An 18,402-nucleotide genomic window follows, 5' to 3' on the forward strand; every position below is an offset into this window, starting at 1 on the left:
CGAACTGGGATCTGACATGTCTGAGATGACCAACCACATCACCGTCGACATCGCGCCCCGGCCGTGGTCCGGCCGGACCGATGGCACCGGACCCGAGCACCTCCGCTGGCACCAGGCCGTCACGCCGTACCGCCCGGGCTCGGGCACCGGCACGGTCCTGATCGGGTTCGCCAGCGACGAGGGCGTGCGACGCAACAAGGGGCGCCAGGGCGCCGCCGCCGGCCCCGACGCGCTCCGCAAGGCCCTGTCCTCGATGGCGTTGGAGAACGAGACGACGCTGTCCGACGCGGGAACGGTCGCCGTGACGGGTGACCAACTCGAGGCGGGCCAGGAGGCGCTCGGCGCCGCCGTGACCACGGCGCTCGACGCCGGACGGCTGCCCGTCGTCCTCGGCGGCGGTCACGAGGTCGCCTACGGCACCTACCTGGGCGTTGCCGGCTCGCAGTTGCGGGGTCGGCACCCCCGACTCGGCATCCTCAATCTCGACGCTCACTTCGACCTGCGCAACGACCCGGTTCCCAGCTCCGGCACGCCGTTCCGACAGATCGCCGAGGCCGAGGAGGCCGCGGGCACCGGCCACCGCTACGACGTGATCGGCATCAGCCAACCGAGCAACACCAACACCCTGTTCGAGACCGCACACCGCCTCGGCGTGCGGTACCTGCTGGACGAGCACTGCGGCGTGGCCGATCGGGAGCGGGTCGACGAGTTCGTCACCGCCTTCCTCGACGACGTCGACCTCGTGTACCTGACGATCGACCTCGACGTCCTGCCCGCCGCCGTCGCTCCCGGCGTCAGCGCGCCCGCGGCCTACGGTGTGCCGCTCGAGATCATCCAGCGGGTGTGCGATCGGGTGACCGCGAGCGGCAAGCTGGCGGTCGTCGACGTCGCCGAGCTCAACCCGACCCTCGACGTCGACAGCCGCACGGCGCGGACCGCTGCGCGGCTGATCCACCGCATCGTCGCCGGCCACGTTCCGCCGGAAGCCTGACGCAGGCCCTCACCGCTCGAGCCGCTATTCCCCCTCCCCTGTAGCCGGCACCCTCTTCCAGGGTGTCGGCTGCAGTGGTTTCGGGAGTTGCACGGTTGTCGTTGTGCCGTTGTCGGCTGTGCCGCGGTCGCGGGCGAGGCCTCCACTCGAAACTCACCTGCGCACCCGCGTCACCGCGTGCTAACGTCCGCCCTTGGAATCGTGGCCCGTAGACAGGAGGTGAGACCCGTGAACGCAGTATCCGCGCTGGGTGCTCCCCCGCAGCCCACGATCACGCGACTGACCTAGTCGCCATTGGGAGCGCCGTACAAGGCAATTCGCGAAAGGCGACTCCCATGAATACAACTCCTTCCTCGATCCCTCAGCGTGCCGCAGGCGAGCGAGCGCTGGTCCTCGGTGGCGGCGGATCTACCGGCAATGCGTGGCTGATCGGCGTCGTCGCCGGGCTGTTCGAGGCCGGGCTCGACGTGACCACCGCCGACCTGACCGTCGGGACCTCGGCCGGCTCGACAGCCGCCGCCCAGCTGGCGGGCGCAACGCCGACCGAACTACTCGCCGCCGTCCTGACCTCCCCTCCCCCACACCGCACCCATCCGGCCGGACCCGATCCACGACGCGTTCCGGCCAGGCCGGTGTCGGACCACATGGCGAGAACGAGCAAGATCATCGCTTCCGCCACGGATCCGGCCGACATGCGCCGCAGAATGGGCGCGGCGGCACTCGACTTGGATGGCACGTCGGACGATTCCAGGCAGAACCATTGGCGTGCAACGGTTGCTGCACGCATTCCCGGTCAGCATTGGCCGCAGCGGCCGTTGCTCGTCACGGCGGTCGACGCCGAGACCGGCGAACCGGCGGTGTTCGACGGCCGCAGTGGGGTGGATCTGGTGGATGCCGTCGCCGCCAGCTGTTCCAGTGGCTTCGCCTACAGGATCGGGGACCGTCGGTACATCGACGGCGGCTACCGTTCCAACGCCGAGAACGCTGATCTGGCAGGCGGATACAAGCGGGTGCTGGTGCTCTCGCCCTTCGGCGGCCGGACACGGACGCCGTCGGAGTGGGGCCTCGACCTGGCGACGCAGGTCGACGAACTACGCGCGCACGGCAGCAGAGTCGAAACGATCTTCCCGGGCAGCGACTCCGAGTACATGTTCGGCGCCAATGCCATGGATCTGTCGCTGCGTCCGCCCGCCGCGCGAGCCGGTTACGACCAAGGCAGGGCCTTGGCCGAGCAGCTCACCGCGTTCTGGAACTGACGCTCGCAGAACCGGCCCCGCCGATCGCGCAATCATCCTCCCGCGCGATCGGCGGCCCGTTCGTCGGGCGTCCTAGAGCCAGCGCGGCGGCAGTCGATCGGCTCCAGCCGTGAGCCCGCTCGCCCCACGACCCGAGGCCCAACGGACCACGGCCGCGAGCGGACCCGCGACCGTGTCGGTGATCGGCGGACCGTCCTCCACGACGACGAACCGGCGATCGTCCACCTCGAGGACCAATCCCGCGCCGTCGCCCGTGCGTCGCCACATGCCGACGATGTCGTCGAGCAGCGAGCCGAGCACCACGTCCGGGAAGTCCTCGAACCGTCCGCCGTTGCCGAGGTCGACGGTGTGGATCCACACCTCGCGGCTGCGCATCCAGGCCGTCTCCGACGCCGGCACCATGCGTCCCTGTGCGGTCCGCACCTGCGCATCCCACGCCTGCCCGGGCAGATGCCGCCACTTCTCGTCGAGCTGAGCTGCCCTCTCGGCGAACAAGTTCCGCAACGAACCGGCGCTGAGGGCGGCGCCCTCGTCGATCTCCCGGGCCCGCTGCTCCATCGACTCGTACATGGGCGTCTCGACACCGGTCGCCGCCCAGTCCAGGAGCCGGCACAACGCGGCCGCGTTGTAGCCGACGTGCCCGACGAGGTGCTTGCGGGTCCAGCCGTCGAGCAGGCTCGGACCGGACAGATCCTCGTCCGGGAGCGCCGCGAGCCGCTGCGCGAAGTACGCGGTGCCCTCGCGCGCGATGTCCAACCGCTCGGACAGGTCCAGATCGTTGAAGGCCACTGACGCTCCTACTCGACGACGGTCTCGATGCTCACCTCGACCGTATCCCCGTCCCCGACGTGGCGCGCGGGCTTGCGCCCTCGAAGCCCCAACCGTCAATCCACCGGATCCGACCAGATGTCCATCGGCACGCTCTCGACGCTGCGGCCGTTCTCGTCGAGGATGCGCCCCATGCGCTTGAAGAACCGCAGTGTCACGGTGCGGTCGAGGATCTCGAGGGACGGCGCGATCCGCCGCAGGAGTTGCTCGACGCGGTGCACGTCCTCGAGGGAGCGGACCCAGACCGAGTAGAAGAAGTTGGCCGGCGCGCCGGTGAGGACGAGGCACGCCCGCGTCTCGGGCAGGGCGACCAGTCGGCGCGCGACGTCGTCGCACTCGTCGACCGGGACGTGCGCCCACATCCACACCGACACCGGCCACCCGGACAGGGGCTGCGCGACGTCGCAGCGCAGCAGCAGCGCGCTCCGGCCGAGCAGGGCGTTCAGCCTGCGCCGCGCGGTGCTGACGCTGCAGTCGAGTCGGGCAGCGATGTCGGTCAGCGAGGCTCGCCCGTCGTGGAAGAGGGCGGTGATCAGTCGTCGGTCGACGGTGTCGAGCGGCTGCAGCGACGACTGACCCCGACGCCCGTGCGCGTCGAGTTGGCCCCGCTGGTCGGCGTCGAGCGCCCGGAGCTGCCAATCCCCACCCATCGCGTACGGGCGGATCACGAGATGTGTTCTGGTCGAGCGGATTCCGGACAGCTTCTCGATGTGCAGCACCATCCGGGACAGTGCCGCCAGGTCGGCGACGCTGACCGTCAGCAGCAGGTCGCGGGCACCGCTCGTGTGCTCGACGGTGAGCACGTGCGCCCGGCGGGACAGGATCTCGGCGGTCACCTCCGCCTCGCCCGCCACACACTCGACCTCGACGAGCGCCGCGGTCTGCGGTCCGGCGGGGTGCGCCGTGACCCAGGCCGATCCGGAGGTGACCAGTCGGGCCCAACGCCGCGACGCGGTCACCGGATCGATGCCGAGTGCGCCGCCCACCTTCGACCACGAGGCCCGCGGCTCGAACTGGAGCACGTTGACCAGGCGCAGATCGATCTCGTCGAGGCCGTCAGATTTCTGAGAATCCGGTTCGCTCACGAAAGAATCCTGCATTTCGTCGGGGAGTTGTGCACGTCGTGTGCATCATGCCTGAACCCGCTGCACCGCGGGCACCACCGAGAGAGGAGCCCTCCGTGTCGCTCGCCGAGGACGCACACGCACTGCACGACGATCTGGTTCGGCTCCGGCGCACGCTGCACGCCGAACCCGAAGTGGGCCTGCATCTTCCGCGCACCCAGGAGAAGGTCCTCGCCGCCCTGGACGGACTGCCGCTCGAGATCGCCACCGGGACCGGACTGACGTCCGTGACGGCGGTCCTCCGCGGGTCACGCCCCGGCCCCACCGTGCTGCTGCGCGGCGACATGGACGCCCTCCCCGTCGGCGAACGCGCGAGCGTCGACTACGCGTCGCGCATCCCCGGGCAGATGCACGCGTGCGGCCACGACCTGCACACGTCCATGCTGGCCGGCGCCGCCCACCTGCTGTCCGCGCGGCGCGAGCACCTCGCCGGTGACGTCGTCTTCATGTTCCAACCCGGGGAGGAGGGCTTCGACGGCGCCGGCCTGATGCTGGAGGAAGGTGTGCTCGAGGCTTCCGGCTCCCGACCGGTGGCGGCATACGGACTGCACGTCAGCGCGTCGATGCCGCCGCGCGGGGTGTTCGTCACGCGCCGCGGACCGTTGATGGCGGCCAGCGACGTCGTCCGGGTGACGGTGCTCGGACGCGGCGGACACGGCTCGGCACCGCACGCGACGCTCGACCCCATTCCGGCGGCGTGCGAGATGGTGACGGCGCTGCAGACGTTCGCGGCGCGCTCGTTCGCGCCGTTCGACCCGGTCGTGGTCACGGTGGGCTCCTTCCACGCCGGGACCGCCGCCAACGTCATCCCCGACGACGCCCGCTTCGACGTCACGGTGCGTACCTTCGCGCCGGAGACCCGCGAGAAGGCCCGCGCGGGGATCATCCGCGTGTGCTCGGGCATCGCGGCCGCGCACGGCCTCGACGTGGACGTCGACTACGTCGAGCAGTACCCGGTGACCGTCAACGACGACACCGAGGCCGAGTTCGTCGCCGACGTGGTCGCCGAGGTGCACGGCCCGGAGCGGTTCGCGTGGTCGCCGCAGCCGGCGACCGGTTCCGAGGACTTCTCGCGAGTGCTCGACGAGGTCCCAGGCGCGTTCGTGTTCCTCGGCGCGTGCCCCACCGACCGCGATCCCACCACGGCGGCGTACAACCACTCGCCGCTCGCCGAATTCGACGACAGCGTGCTCGGCGACGGCGCGGCCCTCTACGGCGAACTGGCACTCCGCCGCCTCGCCCGACCGGACGTGGTGGCGTCCTGATCACCGATCAGGGGCGGCGCATCACCGTCTCGACGAGGTCGTTCGCCGAGGTCCGGATCGACCGCGCCTAGTAGGCGCGGTCGGTCGGCCCCGAACTCGTGGGCATGTCCGGGGCACGGGTGGCGCCGACCATCCGGAGGGCGATCCCGACGTACTTCCGCGCGACCACTTCCGGGCTGTGGATGCCCTCCGCGTGGTACCAGCGGGGAATCGCCTGGCACATACCGAGAATCGCCCGGGTGGTCTCGGCGGGATCGTCCGCGTCGAAGTCCCCGGCCGAGTTTCCGTCGTGCACGATGTCGAGCACCAGGCCCTCGATGCCCTTCCGCATCGCGCGGTACCGGTCCCAGTTCTCCGGACCCAGGTACCGCGCCTCGCCTTCGAGGGCGGCCAGCCGCGCGCGGTTCGTCATCTGCAGCACGATCGTGAAGATCACATTCGTCAGGCGCTGAACCGGATCGCCGTCGCCGGCGGCGTTCGCTGCGAGGGCCCGCGAACGCAGGCCGCCGGTGGAGAGTTCGAGGAGCGCGATGAGCAACCCCTCCTTGCTCTGATGGTGGTAGTACAGCGAGGGGACGGTGACCCCGACCCGACGGGCGATGTCCCGGACGGATGCTCCGTGGAAGCCCGACTCGTAGAACGCGTCGAGCGCCGCCGACAGGATGGGGGTCAGTTCCATCCGCTCGACACTGCGCCAGTCGGTGGGACCCTCGACCCCTTCGGCCACGTCCGTCGACAACTTCGCCACCTGACCCCATATCTGTCGTTCACGCTTGCTGACGGTCCGAGACTACTCGGGCTCGGTTCGACTTCCGGCCTACTCCGACGCGGCGGGACGGACGCCCCGCCCACGATCACGAGAGGTCGACCGCGGGGATGCGACCCGCACTTAGCGTGCGATAGATAGGGCCGCCCATTGATCTCCCCTGCCAGCCATGGTAGCAATTTAGCGATCGTTAAGTAGGCAGGATTATCCGGAGGAGTCTCGTGGGGCCACGCATCCGAAAGGAACTCCCATGACGAACGCTGTCATCGTCGACGCCGTCCGCCTCGCATCCGGCAAGGGCAAGCCGGGCGGCGCCCTCTCCGGCACGCATCCGGTCGAGATGCTCGCCGAGGTGCTCCACGCGCTCGTCGACCGCAACGATCTCGATCCCGCGATGGTCGACGACGTCATCGGCGGCTGCGTCCAGCAGGTCGGCGAGCAGGCCGTCAACATCACCCGTACCGCGCTGCTCTCGGCCGGATTCCCCGAGTCCGTTCCGGCCACCACCATCGACCGGCAGTGCGGATCGAGCCAGCAGGCCGCGCACTTCGCCGCGCAGGGCGTCATCGCCGGTGCCTACGACATCGTCATCGCGTGCGGCGTCGAATCGATGAGCCGGATCCCCATGGGCACGTCTCCCATCGGCCAGGACACGGCCGGGCCGGGCATCGCCGCGCGATACCCGGAAGGTCTTGTCCACCAGGGCATCTCGGCCGAATTGGTCGCCGCGAAGTGGAAGCTCGACCGGGCCACCCTCGACGCCTACTCGGCCGAGTCGCACCGCCGCGCGGCGGCCGCGATCGCATCCGGATTCTTCGACGCCGAGATCGTGCCGACCGACGTCACCACCGGGACGGGCGAGACGATCGAGCACGCCGTGGACGAGACGGTCCGCGCCGCCACCACGGCCGAAGGGTTGGCCGGTCTGAGGCCGTCGTTCCGCACGGACGCGTTCGCGCAGCGGTTCCCCGACGCCCAGTGGCACATCACCCCCGGCAACTCGTCGCCCCTGACCGACGGCGCCTCCGCGGTGCTGATCATGAGCGAGGACATGGCGAACAAGCTGGGCCTGACCCCGCGCGCCCGGTTCCATTCGTTCGCGGTCGCCGGCGACGACCCGGTGTACATGCTCACGGCACCGATTCCGGCCACCCACAAGGTCCTCGCCCGGGCGGGACTCGGCATCGACGACATCGACGCCTACGAGGTCAACGAGGCCTTCGCCCCCGTCCCGCTGATGTGGGCGCACGAATTCGGCGCCGATCCCGCCAAGCTCAACCCCCGCGGCGGGGCGATCGCGCTCGGCCACGCCCTCGGCTCCTCCGGCACCCGCCTGCTCACGACGCTCGTGAATCACCTCGAAGCCACCGGCGGACGCTACGGTCTGCAGACCATGTGCGAGGGCGCCGGGATGGCGAACGCCACCATCATCGAACGAATCTGAACCACAAGCACATTCGAAAGGAACACACATGATCGTCAACGACAGCGTCGCACTCGTCACCGGCGGCGCCTCCGGCCTCGGCCTCGCCACCGTCAAGGCCCTCCACGAGCAGGGCGCCAGCGTCGTCATCCTCGACCTGCCCTCGTCGAACGGCGAGACCGTCGCCAAGGAACTCGGCGACCGCGTCCGCTTCGCCGCCGGCGACGTGACCGACGAGGCCTCCGTCACCGCTGCCCTCGACCTGGCGGAATCCCTCGGCCCGCTGCGCGTCACCGTCAACTGCGCCGGCATCGGCAACGCCATGAAGACGGTCGGCAAGAACGGCGCGTTCCCCCTCGCCGACTTCAGCCGCGTGATCAACATCAATCTCGTCGGCACGTTCAACGTGATCCGTCTGGCCGCCGAGCGCATCTCGAAGACCGAGCCGATCGACGGCGAGCGCGGCGTCATCATCAACACCGCCTCCGTCGCCGCGTTCGACGGCCAGATCGGTCAGGCCGCCTACTCCGCCTCCAAGGGCGGCGTCGTCGGCATGACCCTGCCGATCGCCCGCGACCTCGCCTCGCTGCTCATCCGCGTGGTCACCATCGCTCCCGGCCTGTTCAAGACCCCGCTCCTCGCCGGTCTGCCGGAAGCCGCGCAGGCCTCGCTCGGCCAGCAGGTGCCCCACCCGTCGCGCCTCGGCGATCCCGCCGAGTACGGCGCCCTCGCCGCGCACATCGTCTCCAACCCCATGCTCAACGGCGAGGTGATCCGCCTCGACGGCGCCATCCGCATGGCACCGCGCTGATCGTCGCGACATGAGGCGGTCTCCGGTCCGCGCGGCACCCGCGCGGACCGGAGCGCGACTCACTTGGCCAGCAGACCCTTCGCGATGTGGGTCACCTGGATCTCGTTGGAGCCGGCGTAGATCATGAGCGACTTGGCGTCACGCGCGAGCTGCTCCACCTTGTACTCGGCCATGTAGCCGTTGCCGCCGAACAGCTGCACGGCCTCCATCGCCACCTCGGTCGCGGCACGCGACGAGTACAGCTTCATCGCCGACGCCTCGGCGAGCGTGACCTTGTTGCCCGCTGCGGTGCGCTCGATCGCGTTGAACACCATGTTCTGCACGTTGAGGCGGGCGACCTCCATCTCGGCCAGCTTGAGCTGGATGAGCTGGAACTGCGCGATCTCCTTGCCCCACAGCTTGCGGTTCTTCGCGTAGTCGATGCACAGCCGCTGGCACTCGTTGATGATGCCCAGCGCGAGCGACGCGATGCCGATGCGCTCGGCCGCGAACGACTCCTTCGCGCTCTCCTTGCCGTCACCCTTGGCCGGGTTCTCCGTCTCGCCGAGCAGCCGGTCCTTCGTGATGCGCACGTTGTCGAAGAACAGTTCGCCGGTGGGCGAGGAGTTCATGCCCATCTTCTTGAACGCCGGGCTCTGCGTGAAGCCCTCCATGCCCTTGTCGAGGACGAAGCCGAGCACCTTGCGGTCGCGGCGGTCGACCGACGGATCACCCTCGTCGAGCTTGGCGTAGACGATCGTGACGTCGGCGTACGGGCCGTTGGTGATGAACGTCTTCTGGCCGTTGAGGATGTAGTCCTCGCCGTCGCGGCGGACGTACGACTTCATGCCGCCGAAGGCGTCCGAGCCGGAGTCGGGCTCGGTGATGGCCCAGGCGCCCACCTTCTCCATCGTGACCAGCCCGGGCAGCCAGCGCTTCTTCTGTGCCAGCGTGCCGCGGCTGCGCAGGGTGCCGACGGTCAGCCCCAGGCTCACGCCCATCGACGCGACCAGGCCCAGGCTCACACCGGCCAGTTCGCTGTTGAGGATGACGCCCATGCTGCCGGCGCCGCTGAAACCACCGGACTTCTCGCCGGACTCGGGGACGGTCTCGCCGCGCTCCTTCGCCTCTTCCTTCGCGAAGGCCTTCTCGAGGGCCTCGCTGGCCATCTCGTCCATGCCGAAGGTGGCGTACATCTTGCGGATGATCTCGAACGGGGGAAGCTCACCGCTCTCGAGCTTGTCGACGTGCGGCTTGATCTCCTTGTCGATGAAGCCGCGAAGGGCATCGCGGAACATCAGGTCGGTGTCGGACCACTCGTACATGTCGTGAACTCCAGTCGGTGCGATCGAGGTGGCGGCCAGCGGAACAGGCCGGGCCGCCGCGTGGCGACCATCACATCCACACATATAGAACGCGTTCTCATTTGTCCACTCCGGGCGTCCCCGATCACATTTAGTTAGTGCACGACTTAATCGTGTATTATTCATTTCCATGACCGCGACCACCGCAGAACAGGACATCGACTGGGGCGACGCCGACCCCCTGGCCCTCGACCGCCAGGTGTGCTTCGCGCTCGCGGTGGCCAACCGCGCGGTTCTCGCGGTCTACCGCCCCCTCCTCGAGCCCATGGGTCTGACGCACCCGCAGTACCTCGTGATGCTCGCCCTGTGGGGGAACGCGCCGATGTCGGTCAAGGAGATCGGGCAGGCCCTCCAACTCGACTCACCCACCCTGTCGCCGCTCCTCAAGCGGCTCGAGTCGAGCGGGCTGATCACCCGCACCCGCAGCAGTTCCGACGAACGCCAGTTGATCGTCGAACTGACCGACGCCGGGAAGGCCCTGCGCGCCCGGGCCGAACGCATTCCCGGTGCCGTGGTCCAGCGCCTCGGTGTCAGCCTCGCCGAACTCGAAGAACTCCACTCCGTCCTCACCCGCGTCAACGCCGCTGCCCTGCGCGCCGGCGCCCTGCACGAGTGAACCCGCCCCTCCAGACAGGAACAGGTACACCGGACATGACCAGCAACAAGAAGGTCCATCGCCGCCCCAACCCGCTGCAGTGGATCGGGTACTCCTGCGGCCGCAAGCTGCCCGATTCGATGCAGGACTGGGTCCGCAACGACCTCATCGGCGACTGGGCGGTGCCCCGGCACATGATCCGCAGCATGGTGCCGTTCCTCCCCATCTTCGCCGCGTTCTTCCTGTTCCCCGGCCCGTTGTGGCTGCGTGGCTCGATGGTCCTGCTGGGTGTGTTCCTGGCGCTGTTCTTCTCGGCGGCCTACATGGAGCAGAACCGGCGTCGCCGCCTCGAGAAGCACGGCCTGGACCCCGACCTCGAGAACCCGAAGAAGGTCGCTCGACAGCACGCCGAGAAGGCCGCGTACGAGAAGGCACACCCGCACACGATCTAGTGCGGGCCGATCACCCGGACCCGCCCGGCTCCCAGCCCCGGGCCCGGCGCGCGTCCAGCGCCGACCCGAGCGCCATGATGCCCTCGTAGCAGCTCGGATCGACCCCCGCGAGATCCCGGATCCGGCCCAGCCGGTTGTTCACCGTGTTGGGGTGCACGTCGAGCGCCCGGGCCGTTCGCCCGCGGTCGAGATCGTGATGCAGATACGCGTCGAGGGTCTCGACTAGTTCCGGGTACGGATCGAGCGGCAGCAACCAGTCCGCCAGGTACTGCCGCCCCTCCGTCGGCCTGGACAGCTGGAACGGCAACGCCAGGTCCTTGAGCTGATACACCCCGGGGTCGCAGCCGAGCCGCCGCGCCAACAACAGCAGCTCACCGGCGAGCCGCACCGAATCCGCTATCCGGGCACGCGTGACCGGCTCGGTCACGGCACCGGTGACGGGCGAGTCGACCGCGGCCGAGATCGACTCGGTCAGGGCGACCGCCCGGCGGTACCAGTCGATGTCGCCGCCGACCTTGTGCGGCACCAACAGCGTGCCGCCGTCCGGCTCGAGGACGCCCAGCACCGGCGGGGGGCCGTTGCGATCGAGCACCCGCGCCGTTCTCGTGTCCGCCGACCACCGCGCGGCCGGATCCTGTTGCGCATCAGCGCGGTACAGGGTCAGGACCGAGTACTCGTCGGCCAGTTCGATGCCGCACCAGCGCGCGGTCGGGTCGGCGTCCTGCCCGGCCAGCAACAGCCGCGCCAACAACTCCCGGGACGACTTCTCGTCGCCGTCCAAAGCGATCCGCTCGCTCTCGTAGGATTCGACCACCGCGCACGTGATGGTCTCCTGCAGGCGCAGGACCGCCGCGCCGATCTCCACCAGCCCGGCCGCGCGCTCCCCCGCTGCGGCGGCGCGGCATTCGTCGAGGAGCGTGCGCCCGAAACGGTGCCAGTTGTGGAGCACCGCGGCCAACGACGCCCCGTCGGCCGCCGCCTGGACGGCGCCCTCACAGATCGGACGCAATTCGGCGGCGCTGAAAGTCCGGTTCTCCCGGATCGCGCGGGCGGCCACTTCGAAGAATCGACGGGTGCTGCGCCGCAACAGTTCCGGATGCGAATCGACGGGGACACCGTGCCTGCCCTCGCGAACCGGGAGCTTCCTCCCGTGGGCCAGCGAGTCGAGCCTGGCGTCGAATCGATCCAGGATTGCGATCACCGCGGCGCCGGCCTCCGGACGGTGCCGGTCGTCTTTCGACGGCATGGGCCGAACGATACGCCGACGATTCGGCACGGAGCCACGGATCGCGGCGTCCGTTGCGCCACCGTCACCCCGGCCCCCGCGGCCTATTCGCGGTCGGCGCTGCGGCGCAGCGCCCGGCGCTCGGCATCGTCGTGTGCCTGTTGCAGGAGGCTGATCGCCAATGCGTGTGTGACGGCGCCCGGGTTGACGATCGAAACCCAGCCTTGCGCCCGATACAGCGGGTGAGGAAGGACGGTGTCGGTCGCGGTGTGGTCCCTGGGTGTCCCCCCGTCACGGGGGTTCTCGCCGAGGAGATCGACGAACGCATCGGTGCCGACGTGGATGTTCACTCGCCAACGATCGGGGCGGTCGAGGTCGCTCGAGGCATCGTCGGGATAGTTCTTCGTGACGATGGTGGCGTAGGGCTGCTGACGCTGTGGCACTTGGCCATCGGGCGCGTAGTAGAAGAAGTGATCGCCCCAGGCGATCTCGGGGAAGACACTGCCCTCGCCGGGGGCGAGCTCGAACACCCCGTCGAACGCTCGGATCGTCTCGAGAAGTTGCTCCATACTCATGGTTCGAGCATGCAGTTGAAGTGCTTGTGGAGGGTTCGCATGATCGGCACTGACGACTCAGCCTCACCGGTGAGCACCGCTGCCGTCGCGGCAGCGACGGGCTACTCCGTGCAACAGGTTCGAGACCTGGAGGCCTTGGGCGTGATCCCTGCGGCAGCCAGGTCGCGCAACGGGTACCGGCAGTTCTCCGCGGCCCACGTCCGCGCCCTTCGCGCGTATCGCGACCTCGCACACGCGGTGGGACCTGTCGATGCGCGACGAGCGATGCGGGAGATTCGACTCCAGCCGCCCGATCGGGGGGCTGCATTGATCTGTGGGTTCCATGCTCGGCTCAACGGCGAGCGCGAGCAGGCCCTCGCAGCACGCTCGGCGTTGGAGTCGATCCGAGCCGAAGCGACAACCGACGCTGAACCCGTCGACGGCGACTCCATGACCATCACGGAGTTGTCGCAGGCACTCGGAGTCAAAGCGTCCACACTCCGCTTCTGGGAGAAGGTCGGTTTGGTGACACCCGACCGGGTCGGCACGCGAGCGGGGACCGCGCGGCGCTACACCCTGACCGCCATCCGGGAAGCACGCATCACCGCGGCCCTCCGGGCCAGTGGCTACCGCATCCCGGACGTACAGAAGGCGATCACGGCGGTCCGCGACCTCGACGACGTGAGCCACTCCCTCGCCGCGCTCGACACGCGAGTGGAGGCCATCGCCCGACGCGCACTGGCCCTTCTGCGCGCGGGCGCCCTGTTGGCAGAGCTCATCGAGTCAGCCGGGACGGCGTGACAAAGGTCAGCCCTCCGCCTCACCGAGTCGGCGCCGCAGATACTCGCGCTCGGGTTCGGTGCCGGCCAGACCCAGCGCACGCCGGTACGCCTCGGCGGCCTCGAGGCTGCGCCCGAGACGGATCAGCAGTTCCGCACGCGCCGCCTCGTACGGGTGGTGCGCGCGCAGACGCGGTTCGTCGGCCAGGCCGTCGAGCAGCGTGAGACCCGCCTCGGGGCCGTCCCGCATCGCGACCGCGACCGCGCGGTTCAACGCGACGACGGGCGACGGCACGATCCGGAGCAGGACGTCGTACAGGGACACGATCTGCGGCCAGTCGGTGCCCGCGACGTCGGGGGCCTCGTCGTGCAGCGCGGCGATCGCGGCCTGGACACCGTAGGCCCCGGGCGGGCCTCCGGTGAGCGCGATCAACACCAGTTCGCTGCCCTCGTCGATCATCGCGCGGTCCCAGTCGGTGCGATCCTGATCGCCCAGCAGCACCAGTTCGCCGCCCGGGCCGGTGCGGGCCCCGCGACGCGCGTGGACGAGCAGCATGAGCGCCAGGAGCCCCGCCACCTCACGTTCGTCCGGCAACAGTCGGTGCAGGACGCGGGTCAGCCGGATCGCTTCCTCGGCGACGTCGAGACGCTGCAACCGAGGTCCGGCGCTAGCCGCGTATCCCTCGGTGAAGATCGAGTACAGCACCTGCAGGACGCCGGGCAGCCGCTGCGGCAGCTCGTCGGCTCCGGGAACGCGGAAGGGGATCCGGAGATCCCGGATCCGCTTCTTGGCCCGCGTGATCCGCTTCGCCATCGTCGTGGTCGGCACCAGGAAGGCCCGCGCCACCTCGGGTGTCGTGAGACCGGCGAGGCAGCGCAGCGTCAGCGCAGTCCGGTCCTCGGGTGGCAGCGCCGGGTGCGCGCACGTGAAGAACAGCTGCAGCCGCTCGTCGGGCAACTCCCCGCTCGCGTCCGCGGGCGTAGCGGGATCGGCGCGATCCGCCTCCACCTGCAGCACCGCGATCCTCGCCGCGAGCACCCGGTCCCGACGCAACCGGTCGACGGCCCGGCGCCGCGCGGTCGTCAGGAGCCAGGCCCCGGGCTTGGCCGGCACCCCGTCCACCGGCCAGTGCCGCAGCGCCGATTCGATCGCCTCCGACGTGGCCTCCTCGGCCAGGTCGAGGTCCCCGAACCGGCCGACCAAGGCGGCGAGCAGACGGCCGCGCTCCTCGCGGAAGACCGCCTCGACGGACGTCTCCGCGTCGGCGGCGCGGCCGCTGCCCGCCCGTTCCATCGGTCGTCAGTTCCCGAAGTCGGCGATGGGGCGCACCACGATCCGGCCGCCGCCGCGCGATCCCGGGCACCGTGCCGCCCAGTCGAGCGCGACGTCGAGGTCGGGCACGTCGATGACGTAGAACCCGCCCAGCACCTCACGGGTCTCGGCGAACGGCCCGTCGGTGGTGATGGTGCGGGCGCCGTCCTCCCCCACCTGCACACTGGTCGCGGTGGTCAGGTCGGCCAGCGACTCCCCCGAGACATAGATGCCGGCGTCCCTGACCTGCTTGTCGTAGACCATCCAGTCCTCGGGGGTGCAGCCACTCGCGGCGTCGGCGGATTCGGCGTTGATCAGCAGCAGATACTTCATGATCGGTTCCTCCTCGAGAGGTGCTCGTTGTTGCGGTACACCATGACGACGAACGAGGAGACCCCGGAAGGACAGCGCCGACGAACTTTCTCGCGCGCCGTCAGTCGAGCCCGCGCAGGAACTCGAGCATCGCGGTGTTGACCTGCTCGGCCGCCTCCATCTGCACGAAGTGCCCGACGTCGGGGATCACGTGCGTCGAGCGCAGACCGGGCACCATCGCTGCCATCGTCTCGAACGGGTTCTCGCCCATCATCTCGAGCACCGGGTCCTTCGCGCCGGCGATGAACGTCGTGGGGACGGTGATCGGGCGGCCGTGCAGTTCCTCGTTCTGCTCCCACACGTAGTCGTCGGCGCGGTACCAGTTGAGCCCGCCGGTGAACCCGGTGCGCGTGAACTCGTCCACGTAGTAGCCGAATTCGTCCTCGGTCAGCCACGACCACGGCAACGCCGGCGGCTCCGGCAGCACGTCGAGGTAGCCGTTGCCCTCCGACGGGAAGTCCCAGCAGTCGAGGTAGCGGTTGGCGCCGCTGAGCGCGTGGAAGATCTTGGCCAGGAACTCCCGCGGGTTGCCGCCCAGTTCCCGATCGGCCGGACCGTACTCCTGGAAGTAGTGCAGGTGCACGAAGTGCCGGGAGGCCAGGTAGCGGAATCCGATCGTCGGCTGGATCGGCTGACGCGGCATGCGCGGGACGCTGAGCTGCATGAGCGCGCGCACCCGCCCCGGCGCCCAGTTCGGCAGGTCCCACACCAGCTGCGCACCGAAGTCGTGGCCCGCGAACACCGCCTGTTCGATGCCGAGCGCGTCGAGCAGGCCGACCATGTCGTCGACGGTGTGCCGGCGGTCGTAGGCGCGCGGGTCCGACGGTGCATCGGTGCGGCCGTAGCCGCGCATGTCCGGCGCGATCACCCGGTAGCCCGCCGCCGAGAGCGCGGACAGCTGGTGGCGCCAGCTGAACCAGAGCCCGGGGAAGCCGTGACACAGCACGATCGGCTCGCCCTGTCCCTGCTCGGCGATGTGCATGTCGATGTCGCCGACGTGAACGGTCCGGTGGGTCAGTGTGCTGGCGGGATCGGTCATTTCGGGAGACTATGTCACCCGAAGCCGCGGACGGAGCCAATCCACGAGGTCGTCGAGCACCTTCTCCTGCTCAGGCTCGTTGAACACCTCGTGGAACAGGCCGTCGTAGGTCTTCAACGTGAGGTCCTTCGATCCGGCCCGCTCGGCGATCATCCGGCTGCCGGAGACGTCGGCGAGTCGGTCGTCGGTGCCGTGCAGGACGAGCGTCGGCATCGTGAGCGACGGCAGCCGCGCCGGGAAGCTCTCGGCCGCGGTGATCATGCCACGGGCGATGCCCGCCTTGACCTTTCCGTGATAGACCAGCGGGTCGGACTCGTACGCCGCCACCACCGCGGGGTCGCGGGAGACGGACTTCGGGTCGAGGGTCTCGACCGGGACACCCGGTGCGAAGCGTCCGACGATCTTGCCGATCTCGATCACGAACTTGGGCTTGCCCTTGGCCACCACGACCGCGGGCGCCGACAGGATCAGGCCGGCGAGTTCGTCCGGGTGGTCCAGCGCGTAGGTGAGCGCGATCGCGCCGCCCATGCTGTGCCCCAGCAGGAACCGCTGCAGCCCCGGGTTCTCGGTGACCGCGATCGCCGACAGTTGGTGCAGGTCGTCGATGAACTCGGACCAGTCGTGCAGTTCGATCCGCTTGCCGCCCGAGCGGCCGTGGCCGCGATGATCCGGCGCGTAGACCACCAACCCGAGCCCGACCAGGCGCTCGACGACGTGGTCGTAGCGACGCGCGTGCTCGCCCAGGCCGTGCGCGAGCAGCAGGACACCGGTCGGCGCACCGTCCGGTCGCCACACGTCGTACGCGATGCGGGTGCCGTGCACCCCGGTGAACTCCGACTCTGTGTGCTGCACGAATGCGAGTCTAGGTCGATTCGCGGCATCGTGTGGGCGCTTGTCAGCGCGATGTGCGGGCGGCACGATGAAGGTGTCCCCACAGGAGCCGCAATGAGTATCACGGAAGCCCCCTACCTGCGGTACACCGACCAGACGGGGTGCCCGCACGAGCTGACGCTGTCCATCGACACACCACGGGTGACGGTGGGTCGCTCGCCCGACGCCGACGTCGCGCTGACGTCGGACCCGGAGGTCTCCCGCCTGCACGCCACGTTCGAGTGGATCGGCACCGACTGGACCATCGTCGACGACGGGCTCTCCCGTAACGGCACCTTCGTCAACGGCGAGCGGATCTCGGGCCGGCGACGGTTGCGCAACGGCGACAGTATCCGGATCGGTAAGTCCGCATTCGTGTTCCGCGATCTGTCCGGTCAGGGCGGCGAGCCCACCCGGGTCGCGGCGGAGATGCCGTCGGTGCGTTCACTGACGCCGACGCAGCGCTCGATCCTGGTCGCGCTGTGCCGGCCGTACAAGCACAACGCGACATTCGCGAACCCCGCGTCGAATCAGGAGATCGCGGACGAGGTGTTCCTCAGCGTCGACGCGGTCAAGACGCACCTGCGGGCCCTGTTCTCGAAATTCGGCGTCGAGAAGCTCCCGCAGAACCAGAAGCGTCTGCGGCTCGTCGAGAAGGCGCTGCACAGCGGCGTGATCACCGAGCACGACCTGTGACGCTCACGCCGCGACGTCCGACGCCTGCCGCAGGCGCGTCCGCAGCCTGCCGAGCGCGCGGTGCTGCGCGACCCGGACCGCGCCGGGCGTGGTGCCGAGCGCGTCGGCCGTCTCCGCCGCCGACATCCCCCACACCAACCGCATCACCACGATCTCGCGATAGCGCGGGGGCAGGGACTCGACGAGTTCCCGCGCCTGCTCGCCGGACTCGACCTCGATCAGGCGTTCCTCCGGACCCGCGTTCGGGCAGGCCACGTCGCCGGCGTCCTCGAGCGGCGCGCACGTCCGGCCGGCGGCGCGGCGGGCGTCGATCACCTTGTGCCCGGCGATCGCGTACACGTACGTCAGGAACGACGAGCCCTGGTCGCTGTAGCGCGGCAGGGCGGTCATCAACGCGACACACGTCTCGTGGGCGACGTCCTCGGCCACGGCCCGCAGCGCGCCGCGTCCCAGCCGCGCGAAGCAGTAGCGTCGCACCAGCGGGTAGACCACCGCGACCACCCGTTCCCGCGCCTCACGCTCACCCGCGACCGCGCGCGGCACCCACTCCACCAGCGCCTCCCTGGCGTGGGCGGCCGACATCTCGCCGATTCGTGTTGATGTGCAGACATTCCCGTACATGTCGGTCTCCTCACCGGGGGGGCGCGGTCGGCCGTCCCACGTCTTCGATCCTCGGCCGGGATCGGACGCGTCGACAGGCA

The 18,402-nt window shown here is 69.6% G+C and carries 20 protein-coding genes; 9 read left to right on the forward strand and 11 right to left on the reverse strand.

What is annotated here, in order from left to right:
• Window positions 1-25 precede the first annotated feature (25 nt).
• On the forward strand, window positions 26-991 hold the full coding sequence (gene hutG / locus EGT67_RS11980) for a formimidoylglutamase (protein WP_127916374.1): 966 nt from the start codon (window positions 26-28) through the stop codon (window positions 989-991).
• 335 nt (window positions 992-1,326) lie between these two features.
• Window positions 1,327-2,247 (forward strand): patatin-like phospholipase family protein, encoded by a 921-nt coding sequence (locus EGT67_RS11985; RefSeq protein WP_127916294.1) that lies wholly within the window; start codon window positions 1,327-1,329, stop codon window positions 2,245-2,247.
• A gap of 72 nt (window positions 2,248-2,319) precedes the next feature.
• Here EGT67_RS11985 and EGT67_RS11990 read toward each other — a convergent pair whose 3' ends face one another.
• A complete protein-coding gene (locus tag EGT67_RS11990; RefSeq protein WP_127916295.1) occupies window positions 2,320-3,036 on the reverse strand; it encodes a maleylpyruvate isomerase family mycothiol-dependent enzyme in 717 nt (238 codons plus the stop codon).
• A 95-nt stretch (window positions 3,037-3,131) separates the two neighbouring features.
• Complete coding sequence (locus EGT67_RS11995; protein WP_241565986.1) at window positions 3,132-4,160, reverse strand: Lrp/AsnC family transcriptional regulator; 1,029 nt, start codon at window positions 4,158-4,160, stop codon at window positions 3,132-3,134.
• 95 nt (window positions 4,161-4,255) lie between these two features.
• Between EGT67_RS11995 and EGT67_RS12000 the strand changes: the two genes are divergently transcribed.
• Entirely contained in the window at window positions 4,256-5,464 is a 1,209-nt protein-coding gene (locus tag EGT67_RS12000) for a M20 metallopeptidase family protein (protein ID WP_127916297.1), read from the forward strand.
• Between the two features lie 67 nt (window positions 5,465-5,531).
• Here the strand turns inward: EGT67_RS12000 and EGT67_RS12005 are convergent, their stop codons facing one another.
• Window positions 5,532-6,143 (reverse strand): TetR/AcrR family transcriptional regulator, encoded by a 612-nt coding sequence (locus tag EGT67_RS12005; RefSeq protein WP_127916375.1) that lies wholly within the window; start codon window positions 6,141-6,143, stop codon window positions 5,532-5,534.
• A gap of 337 nt (window positions 6,144-6,480) precedes the next feature.
• On the opposite strand from EGT67_RS12005, the gene EGT67_RS12010 reads away from it, so the two are divergent.
• Both EGT67_RS12010 and EGT67_RS12015 read left to right on the forward strand, forming a co-directional pair.
• Entirely contained in the window at window positions 6,481-7,674 is a 1,194-nt protein-coding gene (locus EGT67_RS12010; RefSeq protein WP_127916298.1) for a thiolase family protein, read from the forward strand.
• A 28-nt stretch (window positions 7,675-7,702) separates the two neighbouring features.
• Window positions 7,703-8,464: a 3-hydroxyacyl-CoA dehydrogenase gene (locus EGT67_RS12015; RefSeq protein WP_127916299.1), complete on the forward strand. Its 762-nt coding sequence runs from the start codon at window positions 7,703-7,705 to the stop codon at window positions 8,462-8,464.
• Between the two features lie 59 nt (window positions 8,465-8,523).
• On the opposite strand, the gene EGT67_RS12020 is transcribed toward EGT67_RS12015, so the two are convergent.
• A complete protein-coding gene (locus tag EGT67_RS12020) occupies window positions 8,524-9,768 on the reverse strand; it encodes an acyl-CoA dehydrogenase family protein (RefSeq protein ID WP_127916300.1) in 1,245 nt (414 codons plus the stop codon).
• Between the two features lie 169 nt (window positions 9,769-9,937).
• Between EGT67_RS12020 and EGT67_RS12025 the strand changes: the two genes are divergently transcribed.
• Together EGT67_RS12025 and EGT67_RS12030 are read left to right on the forward strand one after the other, a co-directional pair.
• Complete coding sequence (locus EGT67_RS12025) at window positions 9,938-10,423, forward strand: MarR family winged helix-turn-helix transcriptional regulator (protein WP_127916301.1); 486 nt, start codon at window positions 9,938-9,940, stop codon at window positions 10,421-10,423.
• A 35-nt stretch (window positions 10,424-10,458) separates the two neighbouring features.
• The gene (locus EGT67_RS12030) at window positions 10,459-10,854 is read left to right on the forward strand and encodes a DUF5313 family protein (RefSeq protein WP_127916302.1); all 396 of its coding nucleotides are present in this window, start codon (window positions 10,459-10,461) and stop codon (window positions 10,852-10,854) included.
• A gap of 10 nt (window positions 10,855-10,864) precedes the next feature.
• Here the strand turns inward: EGT67_RS12030 and EGT67_RS12035 are convergent, their stop codons facing one another.
• Window positions 10,865-12,100 (reverse strand): PucR family transcriptional regulator, encoded by a 1,236-nt coding sequence (locus EGT67_RS12035; RefSeq protein WP_127916303.1) that lies wholly within the window; start codon window positions 12,098-12,100, stop codon window positions 10,865-10,867.
• Between the two features lie 83 nt (window positions 12,101-12,183).
• Window positions 12,184-12,654, reverse strand: coding sequence for a DUF6194 family protein (locus tag EGT67_RS12040; RefSeq protein ID WP_127916304.1), 471 nt, complete (start codon window positions 12,652-12,654; stop codon window positions 12,184-12,186).
• A 39-nt stretch (window positions 12,655-12,693) separates the two neighbouring features.
• Here EGT67_RS12040 and EGT67_RS25610 point away from each other — a divergent pair, with 39 nt between their 5' ends.
• On the forward strand, window positions 12,694-13,434 hold the full coding sequence (locus EGT67_RS25610) for a MerR family transcriptional regulator (RefSeq protein WP_164877546.1): 741 nt from the start codon (window positions 12,694-12,696) through the stop codon (window positions 13,432-13,434).
• A gap of 6 nt (window positions 13,435-13,440) precedes the next feature.
• Here the strand turns inward: EGT67_RS25610 and EGT67_RS12050 are convergent, their stop codons facing one another.
• From EGT67_RS12050 to EGT67_RS12065, 4 genes are all read right to left on the reverse strand, one after another.
• Window positions 13,441-14,706, reverse strand: coding sequence for an RNA polymerase sigma factor (locus EGT67_RS12050; protein WP_127916305.1), 1,266 nt, complete (start codon window positions 14,704-14,706; stop codon window positions 13,441-13,443).
• A gap of 6 nt (window positions 14,707-14,712) precedes the next feature.
• Window positions 14,713-15,057, reverse strand: coding sequence for a YciI family protein (locus EGT67_RS12055; RefSeq protein ID WP_127916306.1), 345 nt, complete (start codon window positions 15,055-15,057; stop codon window positions 14,713-14,715).
• 100 nt (window positions 15,058-15,157) lie between these two features.
• Window positions 15,158-16,135 (reverse strand): alpha/beta fold hydrolase, encoded by a 978-nt coding sequence (locus EGT67_RS12060; protein ID WP_127916307.1) that lies wholly within the window; start codon window positions 16,133-16,135, stop codon window positions 15,158-15,160.
• 9 nt (window positions 16,136-16,144) lie between these two features.
• Entirely contained in the window at window positions 16,145-16,987 is an 843-nt protein-coding gene (locus EGT67_RS12065; RefSeq protein ID WP_127916308.1) for an alpha/beta hydrolase, read from the reverse strand.
• Between the two features lie 93 nt (window positions 16,988-17,080).
• Between EGT67_RS12065 and EGT67_RS12070 the strand changes: the two genes are divergently transcribed.
• Window positions 17,081-17,701, forward strand: coding sequence for an FHA domain-containing protein (locus EGT67_RS12070; protein WP_127916309.1), 621 nt, complete (start codon window positions 17,081-17,083; stop codon window positions 17,699-17,701).
• Window positions 17,702-17,704: 3 nt separating this feature from the next.
• Here EGT67_RS12070 and shbA read toward each other — a convergent pair whose 3' ends face one another.
• Window positions 17,705-18,322 carry an RNA polymerase sigma factor ShbA gene (gene shbA / locus EGT67_RS12075; RefSeq protein WP_127916310.1) on the reverse strand — a complete coding sequence of 206 codons (618 nt, stop codon included), beginning with the start codon at window positions 18,320-18,322 and terminating at the stop codon, window positions 17,705-17,707.
• Between the last annotated feature and the right edge of the window lie 80 nt (window positions 18,323-18,402).

The sequence above is a fragment of the Prescottella agglutinans genome (assembly GCF_004011865.1).
Lineage (GTDB): Bacteria > Actinomycetota > Actinomycetes > Mycobacteriales > Mycobacteriaceae > Prescottella > Prescottella agglutinans.

Excerpts from the sequence above, each read along its gene's own strand:
- EGT67_RS12030 (WP_127916302.1), top strand. The coding sequence starts at position 10,459 with ATGACCAGCAACAAGAAGGTCCATCGCCGCCCCAACCCGCTGCAGTGG.
- EGT67_RS12025 (WP_127916301.1), top strand. The coding sequence starts at position 9,938 with ATGACCGCGACCACCGCAGAACAGGACATCGACTGGGGCGACGCCGAC.
- EGT67_RS12005 (WP_127916375.1), bottom strand. The coding sequence starts at position 6,143 with ATGGAACTGACCCCCATCCTGTCGGCGGCGCTCGACGCGTTCTACGAG.
- EGT67_RS12055 (WP_127916306.1), bottom strand. The coding sequence starts at position 15,057 with ATGAAGTATCTGCTGCTGATCAACGCCGAATCCGCCGACGCCGCGAGT.
- EGT67_RS12060 (WP_127916307.1), bottom strand. The coding sequence starts at position 16,135 with ATGACCGATCCCGCCAGCACACTGACCCACCGGACCGTTCACGTCGGC.
- EGT67_RS11985 (WP_127916294.1), top strand. The coding sequence starts at position 1,327 with ATGAATACAACTCCTTCCTCGATCCCTCAGCGTGCCGCAGGCGAGCGA.
- EGT67_RS12035 (WP_127916303.1), bottom strand. The coding sequence starts at position 12,100 with ATGCCGTCGAAAGACGACCGGCACCGTCCGGAGGCCGGCGCCGCGGTG.
- EGT67_RS12020 (WP_127916300.1), bottom strand. The coding sequence starts at position 9,768 with ATGTACGAGTGGTCCGACACCGACCTGATGTTCCGCGATGCCCTTCGC.
- EGT67_RS25610 (WP_164877546.1), top strand. The coding sequence starts at position 12,694 with ATGATCGGCACTGACGACTCAGCCTCACCGGTGAGCACCGCTGCCGTC.
- hutG (WP_127916374.1), top strand. The coding sequence starts at position 26 with ATGACCAACCACATCACCGTCGACATCGCGCCCCGGCCGTGGTCCGGC.
- EGT67_RS12040 (WP_127916304.1), bottom strand. The coding sequence starts at position 12,654 with ATGAGTATGGAGCAACTTCTCGAGACGATCCGAGCGTTCGACGGGGTG.
- EGT67_RS12050 (WP_127916305.1), bottom strand. The coding sequence starts at position 14,706 with ATGGAACGGGCGGGCAGCGGCCGCGCCGCCGACGCGGAGACGTCCGTC.
- EGT67_RS12010 (WP_127916298.1), top strand. The coding sequence starts at position 6,481 with ATGACGAACGCTGTCATCGTCGACGCCGTCCGCCTCGCATCCGGCAAG.
- EGT67_RS12070 (WP_127916309.1), top strand. The coding sequence starts at position 17,081 with ATGAGTATCACGGAAGCCCCCTACCTGCGGTACACCGACCAGACGGGG.
- EGT67_RS12015 (WP_127916299.1), top strand. The coding sequence starts at position 7,703 with ATGATCGTCAACGACAGCGTCGCACTCGTCACCGGCGGCGCCTCCGGC.
- shbA (WP_127916310.1), bottom strand. The coding sequence starts at position 18,322 with ATGTACGGGAATGTCTGCACATCAACACGAATCGGCGAGATGTCGGCC.